General features: G+C 63.2%; 26 protein-coding genes, 1 tRNA gene and 1 pseudogene. 16 read left to right on the top strand and 12 right to left on the bottom strand.

Annotated elements, in window-relative coordinates; all coding sequences use genetic code 11:
* Positions 1–38 precede the first annotated feature (38 nt).
* The 4 genes from AC0X69_RS04860 (at position 39) to AC0X69_RS04845 (ending at position 1,425) form a co-directional block, all read left to right on the top strand.
* The gene (locus tag AC0X69_RS04860; protein ID WP_482611824.1) at positions 39–524 is read left to right on the top strand and encodes a cupin domain-containing protein; all 486 of its coding nucleotides are present in this window, start codon (positions 39–41) and stop codon (positions 522–524) included.
* A 79-nt stretch (positions 525–603) separates the two neighbouring features.
* Positions 604–674 (top strand) — tRNA-Cys (locus AC0X69_RS04855).
* A 159-nt stretch (positions 675–833) separates the two neighbouring features.
* Complete coding sequence (locus tag AC0X69_RS04850) at positions 834–1,037, top strand: hypothetical protein (RefSeq protein WP_482611822.1); 204 nt, start codon at positions 834–836, stop codon at positions 1,035–1,037.
* A gap of 94 nt (positions 1,038–1,131) precedes the next feature.
* Positions 1,132–1,425 (top strand): hypothetical protein, encoded by a 294-nt coding sequence (locus AC0X69_RS04845; protein WP_482611820.1) that lies wholly within the window; start codon positions 1,132–1,134, stop codon positions 1,423–1,425.
* Positions 1,426–1,435: 10 nt separating this feature from the next.
* Here AC0X69_RS04845 and AC0X69_RS04840 read toward each other — a convergent pair whose 3' ends face one another.
* From AC0X69_RS04840 to AC0X69_RS04825, 4 genes are all read right to left on the bottom strand, one after another.
* Positions 1,436–3,346: an AsmA family protein gene (locus AC0X69_RS04840; protein WP_482611818.1), complete on the bottom strand. Its 1,911-nt coding sequence runs from the start codon at positions 3,344–3,346 to the stop codon at positions 1,436–1,438.
* Between the two features lie 81 nt (positions 3,347–3,427).
* On the bottom strand, positions 3,428–3,868 hold the full coding sequence (locus AC0X69_RS04835; protein WP_482611816.1) for a response regulator: 441 nt from the start codon (positions 3,866–3,868) through the stop codon (positions 3,428–3,430).
* Positions 3,869–3,900: 32 nt separating this feature from the next.
* Positions 3,901–4,302, bottom strand: coding sequence for a DUF423 domain-containing protein (locus AC0X69_RS04830; protein ID WP_482611814.1), 402 nt, complete (start codon positions 4,300–4,302; stop codon positions 3,901–3,903).
* Positions 4,303–4,428: 126 nt separating this feature from the next.
* Complete coding sequence (locus AC0X69_RS04825; protein WP_482611812.1) at positions 4,429–4,998, bottom strand: polysaccharide biosynthesis/export family protein; 570 nt, start codon at positions 4,996–4,998, stop codon at positions 4,429–4,431.
* Positions 4,999–5,157: 159 nt separating this feature from the next.
* On the opposite strand from AC0X69_RS04825, the gene AC0X69_RS04820 reads away from it, so the two are divergent.
* On the top strand, positions 5,158–6,645 hold the full coding sequence (locus AC0X69_RS04820) for a GumC family protein (RefSeq protein WP_482611810.1): 1,488 nt from the start codon (positions 5,158–5,160) through the stop codon (positions 6,643–6,645).
* A 138-nt stretch (positions 6,646–6,783) separates the two neighbouring features.
* Positions 6,784–8,019: a M48 family metallopeptidase gene (locus tag AC0X69_RS04815; protein WP_482611808.1), complete on the top strand. Its 1,236-nt coding sequence runs from the start codon at positions 6,784–6,786 to the stop codon at positions 8,017–8,019.
* A gap of 56 nt (positions 8,020–8,075) precedes the next feature.
* Here the strand turns inward: AC0X69_RS04815 and AC0X69_RS04810 are convergent, their stop codons facing one another.
* Positions 8,076–9,431: a sensor histidine kinase gene (locus tag AC0X69_RS04810; protein ID WP_482611806.1), complete on the bottom strand. Its 1,356-nt coding sequence runs from the start codon at positions 9,429–9,431 to the stop codon at positions 8,076–8,078.
* Entirely contained in the window at positions 9,428–10,120 is a 693-nt protein-coding gene (locus AC0X69_RS04805) for a response regulator transcription factor (protein ID WP_482611804.1), read from the bottom strand. Before AC0X69_RS04805 ends, AC0X69_RS04810 begins: the two co-directional genes overlap by 4 nt.
* 264 nt (positions 10,121–10,384) lie before the next feature.
* Between AC0X69_RS04805 and AC0X69_RS04800 the strand changes: the two genes are divergently transcribed.
* The 3 genes and pseudogenes from AC0X69_RS04800 (at position 10,385) to AC0X69_RS04790 (ending at position 14,537) form a co-directional block, all read left to right on the top strand.
* Entirely contained in the window at positions 10,385–10,798 is a 414-nt protein-coding gene (locus tag AC0X69_RS04800) for a hypothetical protein (protein ID WP_482611802.1), read from the top strand.
* Positions 10,799–10,877: 79 nt separating this feature from the next.
* Positions 10,878–13,259: pseudogene (locus AC0X69_RS04795) on the top strand (TonB-dependent siderophore receptor).
* A gap of 63 nt (positions 13,260–13,322) precedes the next feature.
* Positions 13,323–14,537, top strand: a complete 1,215-nt coding sequence (locus tag AC0X69_RS04790; RefSeq protein WP_482611800.1) for a PepSY-associated TM helix domain-containing protein — start codon at positions 13,323–13,325, stop codon at positions 14,535–14,537.
* Between the two features lie 3 nt (positions 14,538–14,540).
* Here the strand turns inward: AC0X69_RS04790 and AC0X69_RS04785 are convergent, their stop codons facing one another.
* Positions 14,541–14,840, bottom strand: a complete 300-nt coding sequence (locus tag AC0X69_RS04785; protein ID WP_482611798.1) for a hypothetical protein — start codon at positions 14,838–14,840, stop codon at positions 14,541–14,543.
* Between the two features lie 53 nt (positions 14,841–14,893).
* Here AC0X69_RS04785 and AC0X69_RS04780 point away from each other — a divergent pair, with 53 nt between their 5' ends.
* A complete protein-coding gene (locus AC0X69_RS04780) occupies positions 14,894–16,999 on the top strand; it encodes a TonB-dependent receptor (protein ID WP_482611796.1) in 2,106 nt (701 codons plus the stop codon).
* A gap of 356 nt (positions 17,000–17,355) precedes the next feature.
* Entirely contained in the window at positions 17,356–18,279 is a 924-nt protein-coding gene (locus tag AC0X69_RS04775; RefSeq protein ID WP_482611794.1) for a LysR family transcriptional regulator, read from the top strand.
* 212 nt (positions 18,280–18,491) lie between these two features.
* Here AC0X69_RS04775 and amoC read toward each other — a convergent pair whose 3' ends face one another.
* A complete protein-coding gene (amoC, locus tag AC0X69_RS04770) occupies positions 18,492–19,268 on the bottom strand; it encodes a bacterial ammonia monooxygenase, subunit AmoC (RefSeq protein ID WP_482611792.1) in 777 nt (258 codons plus the stop codon).
* Positions 19,269–19,809: 541 nt separating this feature from the next.
* Between amoC and AC0X69_RS04765 the strand changes: the two genes are divergently transcribed.
* A complete protein-coding gene (locus AC0X69_RS04765) occupies positions 19,810–20,007 on the top strand; it encodes a hypothetical protein (RefSeq protein ID WP_482611790.1) in 198 nt (65 codons plus the stop codon).
* Positions 20,008–20,217: 210 nt separating this feature from the next.
* Here AC0X69_RS04765 and AC0X69_RS04760 read toward each other — a convergent pair whose 3' ends face one another.
* Positions 20,218–20,868 carry an FABP family protein gene (locus tag AC0X69_RS04760; protein ID WP_482611789.1) on the bottom strand — a complete coding sequence of 217 codons (651 nt, stop codon included), beginning with the start codon at positions 20,866–20,868 and terminating at the stop codon, positions 20,218–20,220.
* A 71-nt stretch (positions 20,869–20,939) separates the two neighbouring features.
* A complete protein-coding gene (locus AC0X69_RS04755; protein WP_482611787.1) occupies positions 20,940–21,104 on the bottom strand; it encodes a YMGG-like glycine zipper-containing protein in 165 nt (54 codons plus the stop codon).
* A 162-nt stretch (positions 21,105–21,266) separates the two neighbouring features.
* On the opposite strand from AC0X69_RS04755, the gene AC0X69_RS04750 reads away from it, so the two are divergent.
* Positions 21,267–21,728 carry an ABC transporter permease gene (locus AC0X69_RS04750; RefSeq protein WP_482611785.1) on the top strand — a complete coding sequence of 154 codons (462 nt, stop codon included), beginning with the start codon at positions 21,267–21,269 and terminating at the stop codon, positions 21,726–21,728.
* 41 nt (positions 21,729–21,769) lie between these two features.
* Here AC0X69_RS04750 and hemW read toward each other — a convergent pair whose 3' ends face one another.
* Positions 21,770–22,939, bottom strand: a complete 1,170-nt coding sequence (gene hemW, locus AC0X69_RS04745; protein WP_482611783.1) for a radical SAM family heme chaperone HemW — start codon at positions 22,937–22,939, stop codon at positions 21,770–21,772.
* A 144-nt stretch (positions 22,940–23,083) separates the two neighbouring features.
* Here hemW and AC0X69_RS04740 point away from each other — a divergent pair, with 144 nt between their 5' ends.
* Positions 23,084–23,506 carry a hypothetical protein gene (locus AC0X69_RS04740; RefSeq protein WP_482611781.1) on the top strand — a complete coding sequence of 141 codons (423 nt, stop codon included), beginning with the start codon at positions 23,084–23,086 and terminating at the stop codon, positions 23,504–23,506.
* A complete protein-coding gene (locus tag AC0X69_RS04735) occupies positions 23,472–24,170 on the top strand; it encodes a hypothetical protein (RefSeq protein WP_482611779.1) in 699 nt (232 codons plus the stop codon). The genes AC0X69_RS04740 and AC0X69_RS04735 overlap by 35 nt, the downstream gene beginning before the upstream one ends.
* An 11-nt stretch (positions 24,171–24,181) precedes the next feature.
* Here the strand turns inward: AC0X69_RS04735 and ada are convergent, their stop codons facing one another.
* Positions 24,182–25,270 (bottom strand): bifunctional DNA-binding transcriptional regulator/O6-methylguanine-DNA methyltransferase Ada, encoded by a 1,089-nt coding sequence (ada, locus tag AC0X69_RS04730; protein WP_482611777.1) that lies wholly within the window; start codon positions 25,268–25,270, stop codon positions 24,182–24,184.
* 106 nt (positions 25,271–25,376) lie between these two features.
* On the opposite strand from ada, the gene AC0X69_RS04725 reads away from it, so the two are divergent.
* A complete protein-coding gene (locus AC0X69_RS04725) occupies positions 25,377–26,402 on the top strand; it encodes a histone deacetylase family protein (protein ID WP_482611775.1) in 1,026 nt (341 codons plus the stop codon).
* Positions 26,403–26,482 lie beyond the last annotated feature (80 nt).

The raw sequence follows: 26,482 nt of genomic DNA, 5'->3' as shown, positions 1-26,482 counted from the left end.
TCAAATTGGCTACCCCCGGACTTTACGGAAGCTGCGTCATGGAAAAGCCAATTCCGCCTCGGCTGTCTGCCGTCGAGGCGGCCTCCGTCGCCGCGCGCGTCAGGCCGTCGAGCTACCCGGAGCCATTCGCGGGAAGGATGCGTGGGCGCGAGAAGCGGCCTTTAGGCGACGTCTTCGGCCTGAAGAATTTCGGCGTCAATCTGACGCGGCTTGCCCCCGGCGCGCAGTCCGCGCTGAAGCACCGTCATAGCCGGCAGGACGAATTCGTCTTCATTCTGGAAGGAGAGCCGACGCTCTTGCTCGACGATGACGAGACCGTCCTGCGGCCCGGCATGTGCGCCGGCTTCCCGGCGGCGGGCGCGGCGCATTGTCTGATCAACCGCACCGATCGGGACGTCGTCTATCTTGAGATCGGCGACCGCTCGGCGTGCGATGCGGCGAGCTATCCGGACGACGATCTGATGGCGGAACTCGGCCCCGACGGCCGCTGGACTTTCTCTCATAAGGACGGCAGGCCATATTGAAGTCGCGGCAAAACGCACGCTCTTGCTCGCCATGACGCCCTCCTGTAAGAGCGAGCGCACGCGGCGCACGCCGCGCTACGGCCTCGTGGCGGAGTGGCTACGCAGAGGACTGCAAATCCTTGTACGGGGGTTCGATTCCCTCCGAGGCCTCGCGCTTTTTCAGGCGATGAATTGGCGGCGTCATTTCAAGGGCGCGCCTAAGGATAACGCAACGGAAAAGGGCCGCGCGGGGGCGCGCAGCGCACTTCGGTCAGGTTTCTCGACGGTTGCGCTATAGTTCAGGCGACATAAACATCGAAGAGGGTAAGGATGCTGAATGCGTTGATTGCGGATGCGCAGACGCGGCTGGATCAGGCGCGGCGCGAGTTGAAATCCGCCGTTCTCGATTTCGAGGTTCCGGACGACAAGCTTCTGGAAATGCGGGCCGCCACGCGCCGGGTCTATGACGAACTCAGCGCGCTGGATCGCAAAAAGCTGAGAAGAGGCCTGTTCGGGTTTCTGAAGTTCTGGTGACCCTCATGCGGCGCGCGGGCTCTTTCGCCCGCCGACGCGCGCTCCATAATTGATTAGGAGCGCGCGTTCATCGCGCTGCAGAACGAGGTCGCTAATGATCAGTCCTGAAACGCCTCCTGGCGCCGAGGTGATTTGCGTAGACGCGACAGCGGGACCCTACGGACGTTGCAATGGCTTGGTTCGTGGCGCGATTTACACAGTTGCGCGAATCGCCCGCGGCATCGACGGCGGTCACGTCGTTATCGTCGCGGAAGTGTCGCCCTGGCGGACATATGCGCCGCCGTGGGGCGTGGTTGAGGTCGGTTTCGAGCTTCGCCGCTTTCGCTATCTCGACATACCGGACGAACTGACGAGGCTGCTGCACGAGACGCAGCTCGAGGAGGTCTAGCCCTTCCCCGTCAGCGCGCGGGCGACGCTTCCGGCGCATCGGGGCGCTGCAGCAGCGGCGCGGCTGCGTCCGAGCGGCGGATAAACGCTTGCGTGTCGAGGCCCAGCGCCAGTTCGCCCCAGCGGCCGGCAAGCTCGAGGGCGATGCTTGGCGCGAAATCGGCGGTCTTGCCGGCGCTGTCGGCCTCGCGAGCAACCGCTCTGACCGAGAGACTGCGATCCGGCAGGCGCGCCGCGCCGCTGAACGCGAGCGAGAAGCCCGGTCCGCGCGCCACGCCTTCGGCGATGTCGGCCACGCCGTTCTCAATTTTCGCGGTCGCGCTCGCGGCGTCGAGCCCCGACCGCCCGGAGCGGATGTCGAAAGCGCTCGACAGCGGGCGCTTCTCCAGTCGCCGCAACGCCTTCTCGAGATCGACGCCGGAGATCTCGCCGTCAACGAGCGCGACGCTCGCGCGTCCGTTCAGACTTTGCATCAGCGTCGCCATTGTGTCGCCAGAGCCGTCGAGGGCCAAAGTCGCGTTGAGCGCTCCAGCGAGAATGGGCTTTCCGAAAGCGTCCCATAAGAGCGGTCCTGCCTCGACCGCGGTCGTCTGGGCGTTGGCGCGCAGGACGAGCCCGTCGGGCCCCGGCGCGATTGACGCCCGAAACTTGAGGGCGCCGCGGTAGGCTTTCGCCTGGCTTATCGCGAACTCCGCCGCGCCATCACGCAAAGTGACCTCGAACGCGGCGTCTTCGACCTTCAGCCGACCAAGCCGGGCGTGGCCGACCGCAAGATGCACATCGATATCGGCGCCGGACAGATCGGGCAGTGCCAACGGCTGCTGGCTCCACTGTCCGTTCTCGGCGACCAGCGGCGGCGCGTCGGCCAGAAACGGCCGCAGGGACAGGAATTCGCTCTTGAGCGACGCGGTCAGCGTCGGCCGGCCATCTTCTTTCTGGAAGTCGAGATCGCCGTGAAATTCATTCCCGTCGACAAACAGTCGCGCGTCCTTGAAGTGCGCTTCTCCGGGCGCGAGCGTCGCCTGAGCCGAAAATTGCGCATCGGTAAAGGGTCCGGGCAGGGGCGCGGCGACGCCGAACAGCGCGAGCGCGTGAGGCGCCGAAGCGGCGGCGGCTGCGACATGGCCTGCAAAGCGGGCGTTAGCGCCCAGCTGGCCGACGCCCTGCGCCTCGAACTGGAAGGTCTTGCCGTCGAGCCGCGAAGTGACGACGGACTCCTCGCCGCGCAGCAGCGCGCCGGGACGCGCCACCCACAGGATCGCTTCAAGCCGTTCGCCGTTCAAATCGAACGCGGCCGTGAGAGCCGCAGCCTCGCCGATACGGCGCCATTCGAAGTTGGCGTTCAGTCTCTCAAGCGCATACACGCGACCGCGATAGGTGATGCGCGCCTCGCCGTCGACGACGGACACGACGCCAAATCGCACATTGTCGGCCGCCGCGGCTTCGAGCGTGGCCGGCTTTGCAGCGGCAGCCCGAGCGGCCGCGGCCGGCGCGCCCGACGGCGTCTTGTCGAAGTCGATCCGCGCGTGCGGTCGAATGAGTTTGACCGCCGCGACCTTGAGCCGTCCCGTGAGCAGCGGCAGAACGTCGACGTCGCCGCGAAGCTCGCTCGACTCGATCAGCAGCGCGCCGTTGCGATCGGCGAAGGCGACGCCTTCGACCTTGATGCTTGGCCGAGGAAAAATAGAGAAGGTCGTTCGGCCGCGCGCAGCGACGTAGAGCCCGGAAGAGCCTTGCAGCTGATCGGCGACCGCCTCCATGAGAGCGCCAGGCGAGAAGAGCCATGGCGCGATCGCGGCCGCCGTCGCCGCGAGGGCCGCGGCAGTCGCCACTGAGATCGCCAGCCGGCGAAACGCAGCGCCGGAGTAGCGGCGGGCGTTGAGAGCTGATGAGGTCTTGTCGGTTACGGCGGACGGCGGCAAGCCGTGTGCTCTCCTGAAGCGAGTCTCTTTCGCATCGCTTTTCGCGGCCAAGGGCGGCGATAAAGTGGCGAAAGGCCGAGCCTAGCGCTCCTCGGCGCGCGCCAGTTCGGCGCGCAGCGCGTCCAGGATCTCTTCGACGTAAAATGGTTTTTCGACCATGGCGTGTTCGAGATGCGCCTCGGGCAATCCCGCGCGCCCGCACCCCGTCGTGAAAATGAAAGGGCAGCCTCGGGCGGCGAGCGCGTCTGCGACGGGATCGATCTTTTCGTGGCCGATATTGACGTCCAGCAGCGCGAGATCGAGGCCGTCCTCGCACGAAAGCCGCACCGCGTCTTCGACGCTGCGGGCCATCCCCGCGATAACTAAGCCGAATTCCGCGAGGGTCTCTTCGAGAGCCAATGCGATATAGGGATCGTCTTCGACAATAAGCAGCCGCCGCCCGAGCAAAGGATCGCTCGCGCGCTGCGATTCGTCGCTCGGCAGAGCCGAAGACGAAAGGTCGGTGGAGCCCGAAACCGACATAAACGAATGGTGGGGCGGTTTCCCACGGTTGTCTAGCTTTCGGGCGGCGTTTGGCGCGAATTTGCGTGCAATATGGCGAACGCCGCCCACCCTGCGAACGCGCACCAGCTCAGTATCGTCAATCCGCCGCCGATCGGCGCGGCGAGCGGGAAAAGTTTCCCGGCGAGAAAGACCCTGGCGACAAGGTCGCCCGAAAAAAGCGTGACCCCGATCTGCAGCGCCAGGGCGATGCCGGCGAGCCAGCGCGCTTCCCGCTTCGGCGTCGTGCGCACGAGCGAAGCGAGGCCGACGCCGGCGGCGGCGTGGATCATCAAAAACTGGCTCGCCGTCGCAAGCAAAGGGCTCGCGTCGACGTGAGCCGCCGCAGCGGCCAGAGCGACGCCGGCGGCTCCTTGAAGGGCGGCGATGGCGGCGACGACAAAAGCTAATCTCAACAGCGAACTCCGTTTCCGCGTGCTCGCAACAGACTTTCTTCGCCTGTAGGCGCGCCAGACGCGTCCTGCGAAGGATATAGGCGCGGCGCAGGGTCGACCAGTTCTCTCCTGACGGAGTCGCTGCGGCTAAAATATCCGTTCCAGCACGGTGACCGTGTCGCCCGGCCGCACCGGATAATCGAGCGGCACCCGTCCCGTCACCGGGCAGCCGTCGATGACGCGCGTGAGGTCGGCGCCGCCGTCGAAACCGCGCGGGCTGAAGCCGCCGGCGATGGCGATGGCGGTGCGCACGGTCATGCTGTCCACAAAGGGATATTGTCCCGCGTTGACGACTTCGCCCAGTATGAAAAACGGCCGAAACGCCTCGACTTCAACGGCGACGTGGGGGTCGCGGATATAGCCGTTGCGCAGCCGCGCTGCGATCAGCCGCTCGACCGCGCTGGCGTGAAGACCCTGCACCCTTACCGAACCGATGAGCGGCATGGAGATGCGGCCGACTCCGTCCACCGTGTAGGCGTTGGACAGCGCGTCCTGACCAAACACGATCACGCGCAGTCGGTCGCCGGGGCCGAGCGTATAGGCCTCGTAGACTTTCTCGGGGTATAGGAGTTCCGGACGGTAGTCGCCCGGCGCCGCGCATGCCGAAAGCAACGCGCCTGTGAGCGCGGCGACCGCGAGGGCGACCTTCCTGGCCATTCCTGACCTGACTCTTCAATTAAGATTCGCTTTTCGTCGCAGCGCGACCTCGTCTTTTTAATGCGACATGGTTAACAAACATTCACCTCTGCGCCCGGCGCCGGTTAACTTCTCTTAAACCATGAATTCATTATCACTCCGCTGGACGCGGAGTGAGCGATGCGACGCGGTCATGCAGCGAGCGGCGACGGCGTGGTCAGCGGCGTCGACCTGGCGCGAGTCGGCGAAGTCCTGCTCGAGCGCCGCTGGCGGCTGATCGGACCGACGCTCGCCGCCTTCATTGGCGCGCTGCTGTTCGTCAGCATCGTTGCGCCGCGCTATAGCGCCCAAACCCGTTTGCTGTTGGAAAGCCAGGAGCGCGTTCTCACCCGCGCCGGCAAGAGCAAGCGGATCGATCAGTCCCCGCCCGACGCTCACAACGTGCAGAGCAGCGTGCAACTGCTCACATCGCATGATCTGGCGCGACGCGTGATCAAGTCGCTCGGCCTCGGCGACGCCGACGAATTCAACCCGCTCGCACATGGGCAGAGCGTGCTGAGCCGCGTGATGATGGCGCTCGGAGTCGTTCGCGATCCGACGCTCGTTGCGCCAGAGGAGCGGATTCTCGAAAGATTTTCGGAACGGCTCGCCATTCGCACGTCCGTCCATTCGCCGGCGCTATCGATCGAGTTCTGGTCGCGCGATGCTGATTTGGCGGCTCGATCAGCGAACGCCGTGGCCGAAGCCTTCGTCGAGATGCAGCAGGAGGCCAACCGCGCCAAGGCCCACGCATCAGCGCAGACGCTTGCAGCTGTGGTCGCTGACCTGAAGACGCAAGTCGCCGACGCCGAGGCGCGCGTAGAAGCGTTTCGCGCCCTTTCGCCTTCTCTGACGGAGTCGAATGACGCCGGCATTTCTCCACAGAACGTTGGAGATTTGAACGCCGAGCTGTCAGCGGCGCGGAGAACAGCGCGCGCCGATCCGCAAGCGAAAGCCGAAATGCTGAGAGAGATGCTCCGGCAGGGCCGGATCGATGCGATTGTGGATGTCGCGGATGACGAGCCGCTGCGTCGCCTCTATTTGCGGCGCGCCGAGCTTCGCGCGCAATTGGCCTTTGAATCGCGGACTTTGCTGTGGAAGCATCCGCTTATCAAAGAGCTGAGCGCGCAGCTCGCCGATGTTGATGGGCAATTGCGTTTGGCTGCCGAGCGTACGGCGCGTGCGCTCGAAAAAGCTGCTCGCGAGCAGGCTGAGATCTCACGGCGTTCCGAAGATCGTGACGGCGCCCCGATGACAGAAGGGGATGTGCTCGCGCTCGAACGCGCCGCAAAGCTGCTCAAGCAGCAGTTGCAGACCGAGACAGCCAATTATCAGCAGGCGCTCGCGCGCGAAGGTCCGAAGGCGGCGCGGGCGGACGCGCGCATTGTTCGACGCGCCGTGCCGTCGCGACTGCCATTATTGTCTAGAACATTTGCGATTGCAGGTTTCGCGACGCTCTGCGCGTTTCTGCTCGCGGCCGGAAAAATCATCTTCAGCCAAATGCTTCACGGCTCTCGCGACTCGACGCAGACAGGCGGCAGCGCGACGGGGCGGTCCTCGTCGCGCGCGACGGCGATAGAGGGCGCCGGGTCTTGCTCACGCCCGACGATCTCGCGCGTGTGGGACTGATCGGCGCCGCCCGAACCGATCGCGATCGCGCCGCAGCCGCCGCCAATGTCGCGCTCGAGCTGTATTGTATAAAGCGGCGCTCTCGCAAAGGCCGCCAAGCGCACTTATATTGCCGCGAGAGAATTGCGGGAGAGCGAAATGAGCGCAATCGGCGTCTTGATTTGTCTGGCGATCGCCGCCTCGGCGGGCCTCGGCGTTTATCTGCGCCTGCGGCAGATGGCGATGGTCGAGGCCAACCGCGACCAGGTGCCGCCGGATTTTGCGCGAGAAGTGACGCTCGACGATCATCGACGCGCTGCGGAATATACGATTGCGAAAACGGAGTTTTCCATCGCGGAATCGGTTTTCGACGCCGCAATTTCAATTCTGTGGCTCGCGGTCGGGCTCGCGCCGCTCTACGCGGCGATCGCCGCGCTCGTCGAACCGGGCCTTGTCCGCAGCGTGCTCTTTGTTCTCGCTTTCGGTCTGATCGGCAGTTTCATCGACATGCCCTTCGCAGCCGCGCGCGCGTTCTGGCTTGAGGAGCGTTTCGGATTCAATCGCCTGACGCCGCGAAAATTCCTCGTGGATCAGGCGAAGAGCGGCGCGCTTGAGCTCGCCGTTTCGACGCCATTGCTTTTCGGGATGTTCTGGCTGCTGGGCGCCGCGCCCAACACATGGTGGCTGTTCGCCTATGTCGCCTTCATCGCCATCGCGATCGCCATGACCGTGATCTACCCGACGGTCATTGCGCCGCTGTTCAACAAATTCACGCCGCTGGAAGAGGGCGCGATGAAGCGGCGCATGGAGGCGCTGCTCGCCAAATGCGGCTTCGAGTCGAAAGGCCTTTACGTGATGGACGCGTCGACGCGCTCCACGCATGGCAATGCCTATTTTAGCGGGTTCGGCAAGGCGAAACGCATCGTCTTCTTCGACACGCTGCTCGAAAAGCATTCGCCGGAAGAGATCGAGTCGATTCTCGCGCATGAGCTCGGCCACTTCAAATTCGGCCATGTGCGGCAGATGCTGTTGCAGGGAGCGGCGATCGCCTTCGTCGGCTTCGCAGTGCTCTGGTGGGCCTTCGGCTCCGACGTTTTTGCCGGCTGGTTCGGTCTCCCGAACGATCCCGGCGTCGTGCTTGTGGCGCTGCTGCTCGCCCGCGAGCCAATCTCACATGTCCTGACGCCGTTGCTCGCATGGCGGTCGCGGCGGGCCGAGTTCGAGGCGGACGCCTTCGCCCGCGATCTCGTAGGGAAGGAGCCGATGATCTCGGCGTTGACGCGGCTGACGCGCGACAATCTCTCGACGCTGACGCCGGACCCGCTCTACGCGACCTTCTACTTCTCGCATCCGCCGGTGCCGGTGCGCGTCGCGCAACTGCGCGCGGCGGCGTAGCGCGCGAACGGCCGCGGCGCTGGAGTTGCGTCGCGGCTGCGACGAGAGCAATGTTCCTACGGAAAAGCTAACTTGAAGGTGGCGCCGCCGCCGGGCGTGTCCTCGACCCATATGCGGCCGCCGTGCGCGTCGACGATTTCCTTGGCGATGGCAAGCCCGAGCCCGGTGCCGGGACTGGATTCGCTCTTTCGCCAGAAGGGCTCGAAGATCATCTCTCGATCGGCGGCGGCGATCCCTTCGCCGTGATCGATGACCTCGACGATTTTATCGCGATCAATCCGGACGACGACCGATCCCTTGGACGGTTCGGCGCGCAGGGCGTTGTCGATGAGATTGGTTAGCACGCATTCGACGGCGCGCTGATTGCCGCGCGTCTCTGCGTTGGCGGCGCAGTCGAAATCGATGAAGCGGTCGCGGTCGATCGCGAGCGGCAGCAAGTCCGAGACGACCCGGCGGGCGGCGACGGAGAGATCGACGCGCTGGTCAAGCGGCGCCTGACCTTCCGTCAGACGCGCCGCAACCAGCATCTCCTCGACGATCGAGCGCAGCTGGCTTGCGTCGCCGAGCAATTCGCTCTTGAGAGGCGAGGCTTTCGCATTCTCCAGTCGCGCGCGCATGATCGCGAGCGGCGTGCGCAGTTCATGCGCGGCGTTGGCCGTGAAACGGCGCTGACGCGCCGCCCAGGCGTCGAGTCTCTTGAGCGCTTCGTTCACCGCGTCGACGAAAGGCGCCACTTCAACGGGAACATCATCGGACAGCAGTCGCTTGTTCAATGAATTCATGTCGATTTGCGCCACTTGGGCGGCGGCGCTGCGCAGGGGCGTCAATCCCTGACGGACCGCGAGCCATGCGGTCGCGCCGGAGAGCAGGGCGGCGGCGACGAGATAGGCGGCGACGCTCAGGAGATCTTCGCGCATCGACAGGAAAATATCCTCCCAGCGAAATTTCGCCCGATAGCTCGCGATCTGAAACCGCCCATAGGGCGTCCTATGCGGTCCCATGAAACCCAGCGTCGGCGTATCGGGATCGCCCGGCAATACGAAATGCGAATGCGTGGGGCTCACCGCGACCACATTTTTTAGCGTCGTGACGAGCTCCGGCGAGGAGCCGGGGACAGGCAGCTTCGTCCTGAAGTCAAAGGCCGCATATCTGAATGCGGGGAGCCGGTTCAGCTCGGAGTCAAGTTGGGGCGTAGGAATGATATGGACGTCGCCGGCCTCGTCGGGTTTGAGCGAATCAATCACGAGATTGGCGGCGCGGAAGGCGGCAAGCTCGTCCCAAGACTGGGTAAATCTTTCAACGCCAGAGAGGCCGAGGCCGAGCGTGACCGCCCAGGCAAGAACGAAGGCGGAAATCTGCGCCAGCATGAGGTAACCGACCGTCCGGCGCGCCAGAGACGAGCCCCGCGTCACGCGTCCCCCTCACTCTCCTTCGTCTCCCGCAGAATATAGCCCAGAGCGCGCGCTGAATAGATTTCGACTCGCGCATCGGAGGCGGCGAGTCGCGTGCGCAGCCTCGAAACGAGCGAGGTCAGCGCGTGATCCTGAACCTCCTCGCCATATCCATAAAGCTCCGCGTTCAACGCCTCGCGCGATACGACGCAATTCGCGCGTCTGACGAGAGTCGCGAGCAGGATCAGCTCGCGACGCGACAGCAGCAGGGGACGATCCTTGACGAACGCCTCCCTTCTCTCGAGATCGAAGGACATGGCGCCAATCGCGACCGGCGGCGCCGGGCTCGCGCCGTGCTTGCGCAGGTTCGCGCGGATCCGCGCAATCATTTCATCGAGATTGAACGGCTTCGTCAGATAGTCGTCAGCGCCGGCGTCCAGCCCTTCGATCCGATCGTCGATCGCGTCGAGCGCCGTGAGCATCAAAATCCGAGTCTCGGGCCGCATCTTGCGAATGCGGGGAACGAGCGACACGCCGTCGCCGTCGGGCAGGCGCCGGTCGAGCAGGGCGAGCGAATAGGCGCAGCTATCGAGCGCTCGGAGCGCTTCCTCGATCGTTTCAACCTGATCGACGTCGTAACCCGAGCGCTGGATCTTCTCGGCGACTTGGCGCGCCAAGCTGGCTTGGTCTTCAACCAGAAGAATTCTCATGGGACGCCGCTCCCAAACGCCGCCGCAAGAGGGCGTCGATGCATTTCATAGCCAAGCGCGCGCCGCTGGCAAGCTCAAGTCGGCGGCGCCGTGGCATGCGCACGCTCCCCCAGTCTTACTGTTGCGCTTGAGCAACACTCCCCGCATTTGTTGGCTTTTCTTCCCTTTGCGAGGTTCCCGCGACCTTTCATCGCTATGCATGGAAGAGACAGATCGGCCGCGCGCCCTCGGCGGGGGAGGCGGACCGGCGCAGGAGCGGGTCAAATGATCAAAGAGGAGAGAGGAAGCAGCTGGCGCACGGCCTTGCCGCGCCCGCTCGCCGTCCTCTTCGCGCTTCTGTTTCTGACGCAGAGCATTGTTGCTCTGGCGGGTCTGCGACCTGCCCATGGCGTCATGGGAGCGGAGGCGGGATTCGCCCTCTCCTCCGACGATCGTCCCTGCGCCGACAACGACATCAACGGAAACGCTGGAAGCGGCGGCTGCCTCCACGCGGCTTGCTGCATCTTCTGTCCCACTGCTTTTGTGTTGCTTGGACTGATCGCGGTTTGGGCGCTCACGCCATTCGCGTCATTGAAAGGCAGCCCCCACCTTCGGGCGCGCATTTTTGAAATCCCGATAGGCGCGCCGTCCGGCTGGGCGACATCCTGGTCGTCGCAGGCGCCGCCGCTCTTCTCCTGATCGAACTCGGCCAGTCGGCCTCGCGCTTTGGCGCACTGCGATCACGACGGCCTTTGCGCCGCATCAGGAGAATAGAACAATGTTGCCCGCCCTGCTTTCGCGCGGCGTTTCCGCCGGCGCTCTGACGCTCGCCTTCACTACTTTAGCCTATGCGCAGCAATCGCTGCCGACGATCGACATCGGCGGCCAGCGGCGCCCGGCGCCTTCCCCGCGCCGCGCGCAAGCGCCAGGTCCGGCGACGAGCGGCGTTGCCGTCGTCCCTTCCCAATTCCGCAGCGAACCAAAGACGCCGACGCAAGCCTATGTGGTGACGGAAGCGACGACCGCGACCAAGGTGGACATCCCGATACGGGAACTGCCTGTATCGGTGCAGGTGATTCCAAAGCAGGTTCTGAAAGACCAGAACATTACTCAGGTTCAAGACGCATTCGAAAATGTTTCCGGCGTGACGTCGAACAGCAATGACGTCGCGGGCTATAACTTCAACATTCGGGGTTTCCAGAGCCTCAACATTTATCGAAACAATCTGCGCACCGAAGCCTTTGTTTTCGACACGGCGAACATCGAGCGAATCGAAGTTTTGAAAGGACCTGCGTCAGTTCTCTATGGTCGCGCAGAGCCCGGCGGGCTGATCAATATCATCACCAAAGAACCCCTAGCCCAGCCGCGCTACCTTATCGAGCAGCAGGTCGGCAACTACAACTGGTACCGCACGCAATGGGATGTCTCCGCTCCGATCGAACAAGCGCCGGGACTTGCGTATCGCGTTACAGGCGCCTACCAGAACTGGGGATCGTTCCGCAACTTTCAAAACGGTTCTGAGCGATTCTTCATCGCGCCGGTCGTGAGCTACCGGCCGACCGAGTGGACTGACTTCACCGCCGACGCCCAGTTCCAGACGCAAAGCGTCAGACCCGAAGTCGGGTTGCCGCCGATTGGCCCTAATTTGCCGAGCATTCCGCTCAATGTTTCGCTCAACGAACCCAATGAGCCGAGGTCCCAAAGCAATCAACTCTATGTCGGCTATCGCTTCCGCCAGAATTTGACCGAAGACTGGAAGGTGACAAATCGGTTTCTCTTCTCGCAATTGAGATCGCCCGCGAATGCTGTGCTGACGGCCGCTTGCCAGCCGTTTTTCTGTCTCGATACGACGACGTTCCAATTCCAGAGACAGGCCGCGGCTCAGTCGATCGACGCATATTCGTTCTCGACCAACATCGACCTCGAGGGCAAATTCCAGGTGCTTGGCGGAGATCACATATTCCTGATGGGCCTCGACTACTTTAGCAGAAATTCCAACTACTACGCCGGGACGACATATGACGGCTTCTCGCCGCCGAACGTTCCATTCAACCTCGTTCCACTCGATCCTTTCGCGCCGGTCTATGGGCTCGTGCCGCCCACTTTCTATTGGGCGGGAATCGCCGGTTCGGGTTACAAATTTCAGTTATCCTCGGTCGCGCGACAAAAAGGCTTCTATGTTCAGGACTATGTGACGTATTTCGATCGCGTGCATCTGTTAGGGGGCGTCAGATATGACGTCGCCGATCAGACGAACGGTAGCGCCTTCACCTGTTGCTCCGGCGATCCGGCTTTCGATTTCAGCGCGACGAAAGATGAAGCGATACGAAACCGACTGGACGCGCCGACGGCGATCGACAGAGCATGGACCCCTAGAGCCGGCATTGTTTTCGACATTCTTCCTCAGTTGAACGTCTACGGCAGCTACTCCAGGTCCTTCGGGCTGAACAATGGTCTAGGCACCAATCGCGAGCCGTTGCCGCCACAACGCGGTCAGCAGTGGGAAGTTGGCCTTAAGGCCGAGCCGCTGCCGGGCTTGACCGCGACGCTCGCCTTCTATCAGATCACGCGCTCAGGCGTGCCGGTGCCGACGCTCGCCTCGGGATTTGGCCTCTCTGTCATATCAGGCCTGCAACGCAGCCGTGGCGTCGAGCTTGACGTTATCGGCGCCATCACCGACCGCCTCGCCATCATCGCCAACTATTCGCACATCGACGCGAAGGTGATCTCAGACGATGTCGTCAATCGGCTCAACCCGTTCGGGCTCTTGGATCCGGCGGTTTAAGGCCCGCCGAGCGGCCTGCTCGGCAACCATCGTGACAATGTGCCGCGTCATACTGGCAAAGTGTTCCTCACCTACGACTTCGGCGAGAACGGCCTTGGTTTTCGTGTCGGCGGCGGCGTTACCGGCGCCTCGCACGCGTGGGGCGACATTCAGAACACCTTCATACTTCCTGGCTGGGCGCGTCTCGACGCTTTTGGAAGCTATGCGACGCTGCTCTACGGCCACAAGGTGACCGCGCAGATCAATCTCAAGAACATCAATAACGCCCGCTACTTCACCGGACCAGACAACTTCTTCAACAACTTCACGCTGCCCGTCAGCGCCTTCCCGGCGAAGCCGTTCACCGTGGTGGGTTCGCTGCGATTTGAGTGGTGACGTAGCGAACGAGCTTTCCCCCTCGCTGCGGCGGGGAAGCCCTCTTGAAACCAGGAGTACGCCATGCCCCGCGCGCTTTTCGTATGGCTGCATCGCTGGACCGGGCTTGCGATGGCCGGTTTTCTCATCGTGGTCGGGCTGACGGGGAGCCTGCTCGCCTTCTATGGCGAACTGAATGATCTGCTGACGCCGGAGCTCTATCCCGCGCCGCGCGCCGGGATAGAACTCGACGCGGCGACGCTGGCGCGCCGCGCCGAATCCATCCTCCCGCAGGCGCGCGCGACGACCGTCTACATGGGCTATCCAGGCTCGGCCTCGATCGGCATGGAGTCGCACGACGGCGCGCCGCTCGACTTCCAATACATCCATCTCGATCCGATCGACGGCCGTGAACTCGGGCGCCTGACATGGCATGGGTTGCCGAGACATAAGAACGATATCATGCCCTTCGTCTATGGGCTGCACATGTATCTCGCGATGAGCGGGATCGGTGACTGGATCCTCGGCGCAGTCGCGCTTGTCTGGACGCTCGATTGTTTCGTCGGCTTCTATCTGACGCTGCCGACGGGCGGCGAGCGCTCGCGCAAGAGCTTCTTCGCGCGGTGGAAGCCATCATGGCTCGTGAAGTTCAAAAGCTCCTTCTATCGCGTGAACTTCGATCTGCATCGCGCGAGCGGCCTGTGGCTCTGGGCGATGCTGCTCATCTTCGCTTGGTCCGCTGTCTTTTTCACGCTGCCGAATTTCTATACGCGCGCGACGCGGCTTGTTCTCGATTACGACACGCCCGTCTGGGCGCAGGAAGGAACACCGCAGAGCGATCCGCGCGCGCCGATGACATGGGAGGCGGCGCAGGCGACCGGCGCGCGGCTGATGGCCGAAGAAGCGCGCCAGCACGGCTTTGCGGTCGAACGCCCGCTCGCGCTCTATCATCTGCGCGACAAGGGTCTTTACGAATATCGCGTGCGCTCGTCGCGCGACATCGGCGACAAAGCCGGCTCGACCTCGATCCTGTTCGATTCACGCTCGGGCGAACTGATGAGCCTCAGCCTGCCGACGGGCCAGCGCAGCGGAACGACGCTGACCACCTGGCTCGTCGAATTGCACACGGCCAATCTTTTCGGACTTCCCTATCGCATCTTCGTCTGCGGGATGGGGCTCCTCATCGCGATGCTTTCCGTCACCGGCGTCTACATCTGGTGGAAGAAGCGTTCGGCGCGGCTTGCGCATCTGCGGCGCAGTACGGCTCGGCCTGCGCCGGCGGAGCGAACGCCCGCGTGATTTCTATGCGGAGCGTTGTTGATATTGATGGAGCGACGAATGGATTTCAATCGTATCACAAGCAGTCAATTCATTCATCAACTGCGCCGCGCGCTGCCGCTGCCCGCGCACGCGAGGCCCGCGCTGACCGTCTTTCTGCGCGAACGCGGCGTCGTCACGCGCGGCGCGCCGCGGCTCGTCATTCTCGACGTCTTCAATGCGGGGGAGGTGGGCGGACTCATGTGCCGCTTCGCCGTTGCAGAGAATAGCGATTCCTCGAACTTCATTGTGCCGCTCGCGCAAGTCGCGCTCGAGCGGCGACATCCTGCTCGCTTGCGCGCCGGGCGCCGGCGATCGGCGCCGCCTTCTGGCGCGGCATGAAGGCGACGCTCGTCGCTCTGCTTTGCCTATGCGTCGGCGCCGCGCAGGCGCAGGCTAAAGACGTGCGGGAGGACGAGCGAAAGGAGAAACTGCAAAACGCGGATAAGCGGCGCGGGAAGGAGCAAACCGGCGTCAAGGAAGAAAACAGGCAGCGGAGCGAACCGCAGAGCAGCGCGCGCAGCCAGGTCGATCGGCGCGGCGTCGCGGCCCCCAATGCGCAGACGCTCGGGCGCGATCAGAGCGGCGTCTATGTCAATGCGCCGGCCGCCAACAGCGCCTATTCGCCGAGCTTCGTCATGCGCGGCTTTCCCGCGGGCGTCACGCTCTTTGACGGCGCTTCGCATGGCTTCACCGCCCAGGACGTCGATCTCTCGACCGTCGACCATGTCGAGTTCTACAAAGGCCCGGGCGCCATGCTGTTCGGCAGGGCGCTCGGCGGCTACGGCGGCGCCGCCGATTACTTCCGCAAGGCGCCGGTCGATGAGCGTTTCGCCCGCACTGTGGCCACCAAGGCCAGTTTCGACGTCACAAGGTTCACCGCCGATATCAACGCGCCGCTCAATGACGAGAAGACCCTGCTGTTTCGCATGACCGGCTCGGCGCAGAGCCTCGGCAGCTTCGTCAATTTCACGCGCACGCGCAGTTTCGACGTCGCCCCGATGCTCGCCTTCACCGCCGACAACGGCGATCGGATCACGCTGCGCGCCGAGCACAATGGCGCAAGGCTCGTCTGGCGCGACGGCGTGCCGGCCGACCCGGTGTTTCTGCATATTCCGCGCGAGTTCTATGCCGGCCTGCCGGCGAATGAACATGAGACGCCCTTCTTCGACGACGTCACGCTGAGCTATGAGCACGCTTTTAACGCCGACTGGAAGGTCGCAGCGGTCGTCGACTATTTCCTCACCGCCAGCCGCTGGGGCTGGTTCACGGGTTGGGGCTATGACGGCTTCCAGTCGGTCGTCTTCGGCAATCCGGTGCGCGCGCGCACCGCCAACCGCAGCTTCGACGCGCAATTGCGCCTGAACGGCCGCTTCGACACGGGCTTTCTCTTCCACCACGTCTTTCTCGGCCTCGAACAATGGGACTTCTATTTCGGCTACAACAATGACGTCGCGCGCTATGAGGCGGCGCCGCTCAATATCTTCGCGCCGGTCTATTCGCCGGGCGTCAGTTACGCCGGCGCCTTCTGGTCGAATGGCGTCGCCCGCGCCGTCAGCCGCTCGATCTATGCCCAGGACCTCATCGATCTGAACGAGAATTGGCGCGTCCTGATCGGCGGCCGTTACGATCTGCTCGCGCAGCGCGAACGCGTCTTCGATCCCTTCGGCGCGCTGACAGGAGAGCCGACGTCGAGCCTGAGCAAGGGGACCAAGGGTTATCTCTCGCCTCGCGCGGGCATTCTCTACCGGCCGGACGAAGAGACGCAGTTCTTCGCGGCCTACGGCAAATCGTTGATCCCCAACACCGGCGTGCGGATCCAAAGCGGCGAAGCGCCGCCGCCGCAGCAGGACACGCAATATGAACTCGGCTTCAGGCGCGAGTTCATGGACCGGAAGATGAGCTTTGAAGTGGGTCTCTTCGACATTACCCGCGACAATGTCGCGATTCCCAATCCTGCCAATCCGAGCGGCTTCTATTCCGTCGTCACCGGCCAGCAGCACAGCCACGGGATCGAGGTCAATCTCGGCGGCGAGATCCTGCCCAACCTCAAGATCAACGCCGTCGCCACCTTCCTGCATGCGCTGGTATCAAAAGACGACAATATCCCGTCGCAGCAGGGCAGCGATCTCTTGGGCGCGCCGCGCCGCGTCTATAATTTCAACGCCAGTTACGCCTTTGACTCCGGCGACGTCAAAGGACTCGAACTCGGCGTCAGCTATTATTACGCCAGCCGCGTCGAGGCGACGCTCCCCAACACCTACGGCTTCACGCTGGCGCCGCAACAGATTTTCGGCGCCACGCTCGCATACAACATCAACGACAATCTCAAATTGGAACTTGCCGCCGCCAACCTCACCAACCGCCCGAACTTCACCTCAAACGGCGCCCTCTATCACGGCGAACCGCGCTCAATTGCGGCGAGCGTGAACTACAAATATTAGGGCAGACGCAAGCGTGGCTGAGCTTTTTTTTAAAAGCTCAGGCGCAACAACCGCTGTGAACTCTCCTGAGCTGCATGGAGAACGCTAGTTTCGCGGCTGTGCGCCGGAGTGCTGCGTCGGCGTCGCGCTCCAGCTGGCAGCGTCAATCCGACACACACTGGACTCCTGCTTTCTTCGATCGGCGGCACTCCCCGGCGACGGCGGAGCGATTTAGGGATGCCGGAGGACGCTGGCCGGCCGCCGGCTTCTCCTTCGCCCGCGAAGGTGGACCACAGCAAGGGCAAGAAGCGGAAACCTGCCTTCATGAGCCAGAACCGGGCGGCTGGGCGACTCTGGCGCTTTGACGGTGCGCACGAATGAGCGAATTGCGAAACTTCGATCTCAATCTGTTGATCGCATTCAAACATCTACTGGAAGAACGGAGCGTGTCCCGCTCCGCCGAGAAAATGTTCATCAGTCAGTCGGCGATGAGCCATGTCCTACAGAGATTGAGGCAGCAGCTCGACGACCCGGTGCTCATCAAGACGCCGAGAGGAATGCGCCCGACGCAACGGGCCCTCGATTTGTTCGATCCAATCTGCGCAGTGCTGAAAAACATTGAGAATATCGTTCAGCCTCCAGAAGAGTTTTCTCCTGAATCGAGCGAGCGCCGATTTGCGATCGCGACGAGCGATTATTTCGAATTCACGCTGCTGCACCGTCTTTGTGAGACACTCAACAAGAGCGCGCCAAATGTTGAGCTTCACATAAAGCAGCTTGGCGGCGCCTCGGCGGAGGCATGTATCGAGGAAGGCGAAATCGATCTGGTCATCGCCTTGAACGTCGCAAGCAATAATGCTTCCTACTTGCGGCGTGAAACGCTTTTCCATGAACGATTGATGACGATGGTTCGCCGCGACCATCCGGATTTTTCGCAGTCCGACATCACGCTTGAGCAATTTCTCTCAAGCCGCCACCTCTTGATTTCGCATCGTGAGGACGGAACTGGTCTCGTCGACGACTGGCTTGAGCAGCATGGCAAGAAACGGAAAGTATCGGTCATTCTTCCCAACTTCCTTTCCGCCTCTTCGATCGTCGCGCGCACGGATCTCGTTCTTACGGCGCCGCGACGCGTCGGAGAACATTTTGCGCATCTCGCGCCCGTGAAGATGATGCCGGTTCCGATCGAATTTCCCGACTGCGTCGCGACGATGGCCTGGCACCCGCTGAAGGATAAGGAGCCAGCCCATAGTTGGCTGAGACAGCAGATTCTCGACTCGGTCAGGATGCTGGAAAACTGACGTCGCCGAAGCTGCCGCTCCGCGCAGCAACGTTAGCCTCATCCAAACGGAATATCCGTGCATCGGCGCAGACGCCATGTCGCGCCTCCATCACAGAAAAGGCGCCTTCCGTCAGTGAAGACGGAAGGCGCCAAGTGAGCTCGACGATTGTGGGAGTTATTCTGCGGCGCTGCGGGCTCCTGGGAAAAAGCCCGCGCTCCGTTTGTTAAGCGTCATTCTCCGATGAGGAGGGCGACGCCGTCCTTGCCGATCAGGCGCCCGATGTTGAGCAGCAGCTGAAGCACGACGCCGAACACGCCGAGCGCCATCCAGCCGAAGAACACGAAGCCCCAGTGCAGCGGCGCAACGAACAGCTCTTCCATGAACCAGAACGTGTGGCCCCACTCATTCAGGCCGACGTTCGGGATGATCATGAACGGGCCAATCGCCACGATCAGATACGCGACAGAGTACCCCTTCGCGAAATACGGAAGACGCGTCTTCGCATAGAAGAAGCCGCCAACCGCGATAACCGAATAAATCGGGTAGCTCATGTAGAACTCGATGATGTGCGACGGCGTGAAGTCCGTGTCGCGAATCACCGTCATGTGCCAGGTGCCGTCCTGCTCCGTGAAGAACGACGCGCCCCAGTAAATGGCGGCTGCGTAAACCACCAGCCACTGAATCTCGACAACGATCCGGCGCAGCTCTTCGCGCGGGGTCAGCTTCGAGAAATCGCGCGTGCGCGTCTTCCAAAGAAAGCCGGCAAGGCCAACGCCCGAGATCAGCTCGAGCGGGATCTCGGTCCAAAGGATCGACATCCAATACGTCTGGAATTCAGGAGCAAACGAGTCCAGGCCAGCGCGCCAGCCATAAATCTGCTCGTAAATGCGAACGACCAGATAGAACCCGTTCAGAACCGCAAGGCCAATCCACATGCCCTTGAGATCGACGATCCTCTCCTCCGCGGCGACGCCGGCTGCGCCGGCTCTTTCTGTTGTTATGCTCATGCGTAACCCTCCATGTTCCAGCATCGCGCCGAATCCGCGAAGTTCGTCACGATGCCGTCTGAAGCTCGTAAGACGTGCGACGCGAGCGGTAAAATGAACTTTTTTCATTGCGCTATTCAAAAGATTCAATGATGAGGCCAATCGTCGTTCTGCGTTTGGAGCCAATCAACGCGCGCGATTCATAAAGCGTAGCTCTCCGTTCGCGCGGTTCTCTTGCGAGACGAGGAAGCGTACGCGTAAAGCTACGAGTTCTTCTTTGAGCAGCGCCCGTGAAGTCTATCTTCCCGGGAAGAGGCGCCGATCTTCCTAGACCTTCAGATGAACGAAATCGGCCCGCTTCATCGGGCGCCGGAGCCGCGCTTCAGATCGCCGCGCGAGAGACATGCGCCGCGAATAGCTGGTTCGTTGGACTCAGGCTCTGTTGTTCGCCCGCACGGAGCGTCGGCCGCGGCGCCTGCGTCGAGCAAGCGCGACAATTCGTCAACGCGGCGCTTGGGAACAAACCCGTCAGAAATCAAGTTTCAGCCTCAGGCGGGGCGTCATGTCGAAAAAAGCAATGGACGACTGGAAAGGTATGTTTGCGCGCGGCTCTCATCCGGGGCCGCTGGCCGCGCCGGAAGCGCTCGGCAAGCAACTGCGATGCAAACTCGCCGAAATCGTCGCTGAACCGCTGCCGGCCGAAATTCGTGACCTTTTGAGCGCATTAGAGGCCAGCCTCGATCGGAAAGATCGAACATAGCTTGCGCGGGAGCGTGTTCGCGCCAACGGTTGTGCACAGCTGCGCTTTAGGTGTCCCGGAACTGCCAAGCTTGCCCCGGTTCCGTTTGGGGCTATCCTGGGCGAAGCCTGCTTCAGGTGAGCCATCGCACCGGCAGGCGTCATGTGCCTTGCCCGCGGCTCGACGAAGGCTGCGGGCTCTTTTGCGCATAATCGGGTCGGCCCCCAGAGCCTAGCTCGCCTGACCATCCTTGAGCCGCTCGAGGAGCGGGTTCGGCGTCGGCGCCCCGATGCGCCGCAAAGTATTGGTGTCGTGGTGGTTGAACGGCGGCGCATTGCCGGGCAGCACGAGATCGGTGCGCGTCACATAAGTCCAGCTGCCATCCGCGTTGAAAGTGATGTCGATCCGGTAATAGTCGGTGCGAAACGCTTCTTCGAGAAAGGTGGTCGAGCAGATGCCGAAGCGCGTATCGCCGCGCCGGGCCTCCACTGAAATGCGCGCGTCGCCCGGCTTCGCCGTTCCGCCCGCCAACACGACTTGTCCGCGCGGAATGGCGATGCTCTGCATGATCAGGCCCGTGGATGGCTCCCACAGCCAATACCCAACCTGATCATGGAATGTTATTGCTTGGTCCGGAGCGTTGATATGGATGTGGTAACGAAGCCCGTATAGGAGCTGGGGACCGTTCGTCTGCGGATCAATGGGCTCCATCCGGACATGCTCCCGGAATGCGCGCCTCTCCGGACCATCCACCTTGGGATTTACGTCGACGCCCTGATCCGACTCCCACACGCCCGCCAAACGGCTCAACGGGCCGAGATTAGCGAGCGTGTCGGGCGAGAACTGGGGTTCCGTGAAGATATCTTTCGGGATGTTCTGCAATTTTCAACATTCCTCCGAATCCAACGTCACCCGTCGGCGATTTGGCGGAGCTCGAAGCGAGTCGCCGTTGATCAACCCTGTTTCGCGAGGCGCGCGGCGGCGCCGAGCGTCGCCCCCAAGAACGCTCCGACCGCAATTCCAATCAGGCCGAACAATGAACCGACCAGGGCGCCCGCCGTCGCGCCGACCGCCGCTCCGGAAATGGCAAGCGTCTCTCTTTCGCTGGTCGTCGTCATGGTTCATGCTCCTTCGTCAAAGGGGAATTCAGCAGGTTAAGAGCATACGCGGCCGAGGGGGGAAGGCAACGTCCTAGCTGGCGTCGAGTTTCTTGCGGCTTTCCATCGGGTCGCGACCGTGGTTGATGACCATTCGACAGCCCAAACGACGCGGAGGCGTCCATGAATGCGCCCGATTTGGATCAAGCGACAGCCGAAGCCGTCCGCAGAAGCGAGGGTTCGGCGCATCAACCCGCTGGCGAGAGCGTCGATATCGCCGCCGCGCTGAGTCTTGTCTCTGAATCCGCGGCGGCCATCAAAGCTTTCGAGGCCCAGTCAGCGCAGGCGCTCGTGCGCGCGCATCAGGTCGCGGACGCGGTGAGGGAAGAACTGGGCCGAGCCGAGCTGCGCGCCGAGCGCGCAGAGGCAATGCTGCGTTTGGCCGAGGACCAAATCGAGCAGATGCTGGCGGCCGCCGAGCAGGCGGACAAAGACATCGAGATCCTGCAGTCGCAGCTCGCCGCCATGACGGCGGAATTGGCTGCGTCGGAACGGCGCGCATATGACGCCGAGACCGCCATCGAGCAAATCTTGGAAGTGATCCGGGCGCAGCTTCCCGCCAAACTGGGCGCTCCGTCGGAGTAGGCGTCGCGCGTTCCGACTCCAAACCCCTGGCGTGAGGGCGGCTAAGCGGCGAGGTCGGCGACGACGGCGTCGAGCACCGGGAAGCCTTCGGAACTCACGCGCAGCCTGTTCTCGCGGGTGAATTCGACGAGACCGTCGCCGATCAGCTCGCTGATGCGCGATTGCGACAGGCGCTTGCCGGTCAGCAGGAAATAGCGCTGCGGATCGACGCCCTCGCGCAGCCGCAGCCCCATCAGCAGAAATTCGTCGCCTTCCTGCTCCTGGGAGAGCAGTTCGTCTTCGACAAGGCCGTGGCCTTCCGTCTCGACGCAGGTGAGCCACATCTCTGGGTGCCGCTCAGCGGCCTGGGCGCGCCGTCCGCGCGGCGTGACGATCCGCCCATGAGCGCCGGGTCCGACGCCGACATATTCGCCATAGCGCCAATAGACCAGATTGTGCCGGCATTCGGCGCCCGGCCGCGCGTGATTGGAGACTTCGTAGGCCGGCAGGCCGGCGCGGGCGGTGACTTCTTGAGTGACGTCCCAGAGCGCGCGCTGAACGTCGGCTTCGGGCAGAGTCATCTTTCCGGTGTTGACCATGCGCTCGAACATCGTGTCGGGCTCGATCGTCAGCTGATAGAGCGAGACATGTTCGGGCGCGCGGGCGAGGGCCAGCTCCAGCTCCTTGCGCCAGGCGGCGGGCGTCTGGCCCGATCGGCCGTAGATCAGATCGAAGGAGGTCCGCTCGAAGACCGAATTGGCGACGTCGAGCGCCATCAGCGCCTCGGCGACGGAGTGCTGCCGCCCGAGCGCGCGCAGGTCGATATCGTTCAGCGCCTGCACGCCGAGCGAGACGCGGTTGACGCCTGCGGCCTTGAAGCCCTTGAAGCGCGAAGCCTCGACGCTCGTCGGGTTGGCCTCGAGCGTGATCTCGCAGTTTTTCGCGAGAGCCCAATGGCTCGAAATCCGGGTTAGAATCGCCTCGGCCGTCGAAGGCGACATCAGCGACGGCGTGCCGCCGCCAAAGAAAATGGAACGGACCTCGCGTCCGGGCGTCAGCGCGGCGCGATGCGCAAGCTCGACGCTGAAGGCCTCGACGAAGCGGTCCTCGTCGACGTCGCCGCGCCTCACGTGGCTGTTGAAGTCGCAATAGGGGCATTTCGACAGGCAGAACGGCCAGTGGACATAAACGCCAAAGCCTGGATCGAAAGCGTTGCGAATCGGTGTCGCCATGGTCCCTTATCGCATGGAATGGCGAAAAAAGGCACGGCGGCAGAGCCGATTCGAAAGCCTCGCAAGGGTGAGGGGGCGCGCGTGGGGTTGTGGGAAGCTTGGCGGTTCTGGAGGGGGGCGGCGGCTCCCGAAGCCGACCCGGCGATGACGGAGATCGCCGAGGCGATCTCGCGCAATCTTGCGGCCCTTGGCCTGCATGTCGACGCGCGGCATTACGGGCGCGGCTTCGTCGAGATCAAAGCTTCGACTTCGCCAAAGCTCATCACCACGCCCGATGGAACTGAGGCTTCCGGAATCGCGCTCCTGCTCGCTGGCGGCTATGAGCCGCCGACGCTCGTTTTCGAGCAGATCAACTCTCTGCGGCGCGGACTGGGGCGGGCCATGGTCGAGGCGGTCATCGCTGGCGTGAAGGAGCGGACGGGCGCTTTCGGGCGCCTCCGGGTCAATGATCTTTCCCCCCGCTTGCAGGATGGGCGGCGATGGTGGGAGCATGTCGCCGCAGCGCATCCGGAGTTCGAGTGGGTTATTACGCATGAAGAGCCGTTCGGAAGCGCGCCCGGCATGTGAGGGCCGGGAATTCGCTGCGCTGTCCTTTCTGCGCCGCTGGCTTGGCGGACCATATCCGTCCGCGTCGCCGGCGCCCGAGCGGACCGGGTCCCAGATCGAAAACTCCCCCGGCTTCTTGAAGAAGCGGGAGACGCTCGCAAGACTCGCGCGCGAATTCGGCTATGACGTCGGCAAAGTGACGCTCAGCCCGCAAACGAAGACGTTCGACTATCTCGGCCAAAGCTTCACGTCCGAAGGCCAGACCTTCCCCGACGGCTGCATCGAGATCTATTACGATCCGCACATGAGCGAAGCGCGTCTTGGCTGTTGCCTCGCGCATGAACTGCAGCATGCGCGCTATTTCGCGGTGCGCGACGCCTATCGCGCAGAGCCTGCGGACGGGCCCTTGCACCAGCGCTTCGCGAAATACGCGCCGGAACTGCTCGCGGCGCAACGCGGCGTCTCCAACTATTCGAACGAACATTGGGACGCCTGGAAAGGCGATACGCCGCCGAAGCTCTTTTCCTTCGAACTTGAGGAAGGCGCGAGCGAACCCCTCAATGAGACGATCGCGGAGGTCGCCAAGGCGATCTACAATTGGGGACCGGACGTGCGCAACAATCCGATGTGGAGAGATTTGCACGACGCGATCAACGAGGCGTATGCGGCGCTTCGCAGCGGATAGAGCGTCGCCCTTTACGGCTTGCGCTCTCGTTCGAGCAGTTCTCGCTTGCGCGCGACTCCCCAGTAATAGCCGGAGAGCGCGCCGTCGCTGCGCACGACGCGATGGCAAGGCACCGCGAGCGAAACCGGATTGGCGGCGCATGCCTGCGCCACGGCGCGGGTAGCTTTTGGCGCGCCGATGCGCCGGGCGATCTCGGCATAGCTTGCCGTTTCGCCTGCCGGAATTTGGCGCAGCGCCGCCCAGACGCGCTGCTGAAAGGCGGTTCCGCGCATGTCGAGCGGCAGATCGAACTTCGATTTTGGCCGCTCCACCATTCCCACCGCCGCGGCGACATAGCGTTCGAATTCTGCATCGCCGCCGATAAGCGTCGCGCGCGGAAATCGTCTTTGCAGATCGCGCAGCAGCTCTTCGGGGTCGTCGCCGAGCGAAATGGCGCAAACGCCCTTCGCGCTCGCGGCGACGAGCACGCCGCCCAGCGACGATTGACCAATCGCGAAGCGGATCGTCTCGCGAGCGCCGCCGGCGCGATAGGCTTTTGGCGTCATGCCCAATGTCTCATGCGCTGTCGCGTAGAATCGCGCGCTCGAATTATAGCCCGATCCATAGATCGCTTTTGTCACTGTACGGCTCTCTTTGAGTTCATCGCGCAGACGCGCGCGCCGATGCGCCTGAGCATAGGCTTTGGGCGTGACGCCGGCCATGCGCGAAAACAGTCGGTGGAAGTAATGGCGGCTGAGCCCGGCAACGCGCGCCAACTCTGCGAGCGTCGGAGGAACTTCGGCCGTTTCGATCATCCGGCAGGCGCGGGCGACCTTCGCCGCATCCTGCTCCTGTTGGGACGGCGCATCCGGCCGACAGCGACGACAGGGCCGAAAGCCTTGAGCCTCGGCCTCCGCCGCGGTGTCGCAGAACCGCACGTTCGCGCGCTTCGCCGAACGCGACGGGCAGGAGGGGCGGCAATAAACGCCGGTCGTTGCGACGCAATAGTAGAACTCGCCGTCGCGGCAGGCGTCGCGCGTGACGACGGCCGCCCAGCGGGCCTCGTCGAGTTCGAGCGGATACCCCGGCGTCATGTCTTCGGCTTGCATGCCGCGCATCATCCAACTTTCCCGCCGGCCGCCGCAATTCGATTCTTGCGGTCAAATCCGTAGACTGACATGTCCGGTCGTTAATCCTATGCTGCGCGTCGGACGCTAAGGACTCGAGATGGCGCAGGAACGCTACGCCGCCAATCTTACGCGCCGAGCGGCCATCGCGGGCGCGAGCGCAAGCCTTGCCTGTTTCGACGCGCGGGCGGGCACGGCCTCGACGCTGCTCGTTTCACACAACGCGGCGCTGGCGCATGACATGGGACCGGCGCATGTCGAGCGGCCGGAGCGCCTTCGCGCGATTCTGCGTGCGCTCGACGACGCGCGCTTCGCAGGCCTCATGCGCGCGGATGCGCCTTTAGCGTCGCAGGAGGCTCTGCTGCGCGCGCATAATTCCCAACATCTGTCGCGTCTCGTGAAGTCGGCGCCCTCCGATGGATACGCGCGCATCGGACCGGATGTCGTCATGAACGGCGCCACGCAGGAGGCGGCGTTTCGCGCGGCGGGCGGCGCGATCGCCGCCGTCGACGCGGTCATGCGCGGCGATGTAAAAAACGCCTTCGTCGCCATGCGGCCGCCGGGACATCATGCGACGCGCGATACGCCGATGGGATTCTGCTTTTTCAACAACGCCGCCATAGCGGCGCTGCATGCGCGCGCGACGCATGGCGCCTCGCGCGTTGCGATCGTCGATTTCGACGTGCATCACGGCAATGGCGTGCAGGAGATCTTCTGGAACGATAGAAACGCGCTTTACGCGTCGACGCATCAGATGCCGCTCTACCCCGGCACGGGCGCAGTCGGCGAAACCGGCGCGCACGACACTATCGTCAATGCGCCGCTCGCCAAAGGAGATGGCGGCGCGCAATTTCGCGAGGCGCTCGCGTCGCGCATTCTGCCGCGCGTCGACGCCTTCTCGCCCGATCTCATAATAGTTTGCGCCGGCTTCGACGCCCATCTGCATGATCCGCTCGGCGGCTTGCGCCTCGTCGCGGACGACTTCAGGGACGTCACGCTGCGCGTGATGGAGATTGCGGCGCGCCGCTGCAAGGGTCGCATCGTCTCGCTGCTCGAAGGCGGCTATCGGCCAGAAGATCTCGCGCGCAGCGTCGCCGCGCATGTCGGCGCGTTGATGGAAGCGTGAATCAGCGGCGACGACTCACAACGGCATGTGTGTAATTCCCGGCAGTCCGGAGGCCTGACCGGGAATCCAGGGCGATGACG

The organism is Methylocystis sp. Uni0008, from assembly GCF_056838045.1.
This window is presented reverse-complemented; position numbering and strand designations above follow the sequence as displayed.

Coding starts and splice junctions, on each gene's coding strand:
- AC0X69_RS04800 (WP_482611802.1), top strand. CDS start 10,385: ATGATCAAAGAGGAGAGAGGAAGCAGCTGGCGCACGGCCTTGCCGCGC.
- AC0X69_RS04860 (WP_482611824.1), top strand. CDS start 39: ATGGAAAAGCCAATTCCGCCTCGGCTGTCTGCCGTCGAGGCGGCCTCC.
- AC0X69_RS04805 (WP_482611804.1), bottom strand. CDS start 10,120: ATGAGAATTCTTCTGGTTGAAGACCAAGCCAGCTTGGCGCGCCAAGTC.
- AC0X69_RS04845 (WP_482611820.1), top strand. CDS start 1,132: ATGATCAGTCCTGAAACGCCTCCTGGCGCCGAGGTGATTTGCGTAGAC.
- AC0X69_RS04815 (WP_482611808.1), top strand. CDS start 6,784: ATGAGCGCAATCGGCGTCTTGATTTGTCTGGCGATCGCCGCCTCGGCG.
- AC0X69_RS04750 (WP_482611785.1), top strand. CDS start 21,267: ATGAATGCGCCCGATTTGGATCAAGCGACAGCCGAAGCCGTCCGCAGA.
- AC0X69_RS04850 (WP_482611822.1), top strand. CDS start 834: ATGCTGAATGCGTTGATTGCGGATGCGCAGACGCGGCTGGATCAGGCG.
- AC0X69_RS04835 (WP_482611816.1), bottom strand. CDS start 3,868: ATGTCGGTTTCGGGCTCCACCGACCTTTCGTCTTCGGCTCTGCCGAGC.
- AC0X69_RS04775 (WP_482611794.1), top strand. CDS start 17,356: ATGAGCGAATTGCGAAACTTCGATCTCAATCTGTTGATCGCATTCAAA.
- AC0X69_RS04740 (WP_482611781.1), top strand. CDS start 23,084: ATGACGGAGATCGCCGAGGCGATCTCGCGCAATCTTGCGGCCCTTGGC.
- ada (WP_482611777.1), bottom strand. CDS start 25,270: ATGATGCGCGGCATGCAAGCCGAAGACATGACGCCGGGGTATCCGCTC.
- AC0X69_RS04780 (WP_482611796.1), top strand. CDS start 14,894: ATGAAGGCGACGCTCGTCGCTCTGCTTTGCCTATGCGTCGGCGCCGCG.
- AC0X69_RS04765 (WP_482611790.1), top strand. CDS start 19,810: ATGTCGAAAAAAGCAATGGACGACTGGAAAGGTATGTTTGCGCGCGGC.
- AC0X69_RS04825 (WP_482611812.1), bottom strand. CDS start 4,998: ATGGCCAGGAAGGTCGCCCTCGCGGTCGCCGCGCTCACAGGCGCGTTG.
- hemW (WP_482611783.1), bottom strand. CDS start 22,939: ATGGCGACACCGATTCGCAACGCTTTCGATCCAGGCTTTGGCGTTTAT.
- AC0X69_RS04755 (WP_482611787.1), bottom strand. CDS start 21,104: ATGACGACGACCAGCGAAAGAGAGACGCTTGCCATTTCCGGAGCGGCG.
- AC0X69_RS04725 (WP_482611775.1), top strand. CDS start 25,377: ATGGCGCAGGAACGCTACGCCGCCAATCTTACGCGCCGAGCGGCCATC.
- AC0X69_RS04790 (WP_482611800.1), top strand. CDS start 13,323: ATGCCCCGCGCGCTTTTCGTATGGCTGCATCGCTGGACCGGGCTTGCG.
- amoC (WP_482611792.1), bottom strand. CDS start 19,268: ATGAGCATAACAACAGAAAGAGCCGGCGCAGCCGGCGTCGCCGCGGAG.
- AC0X69_RS04785 (WP_482611798.1), bottom strand. CDS start 14,840: ATGTCGCCGCTCGAGCGCGACTTGCGCGAGCGGCACAATGAAGTTCGA.
- AC0X69_RS04735 (WP_482611779.1), top strand. CDS start 23,472: ATGAAGAGCCGTTCGGAAGCGCGCCCGGCATGTGAGGGCCGGGAATTC.
- AC0X69_RS04820 (WP_482611810.1), top strand. CDS start 5,158: ATGCGACGCGGTCATGCAGCGAGCGGCGACGGCGTGGTCAGCGGCGTC.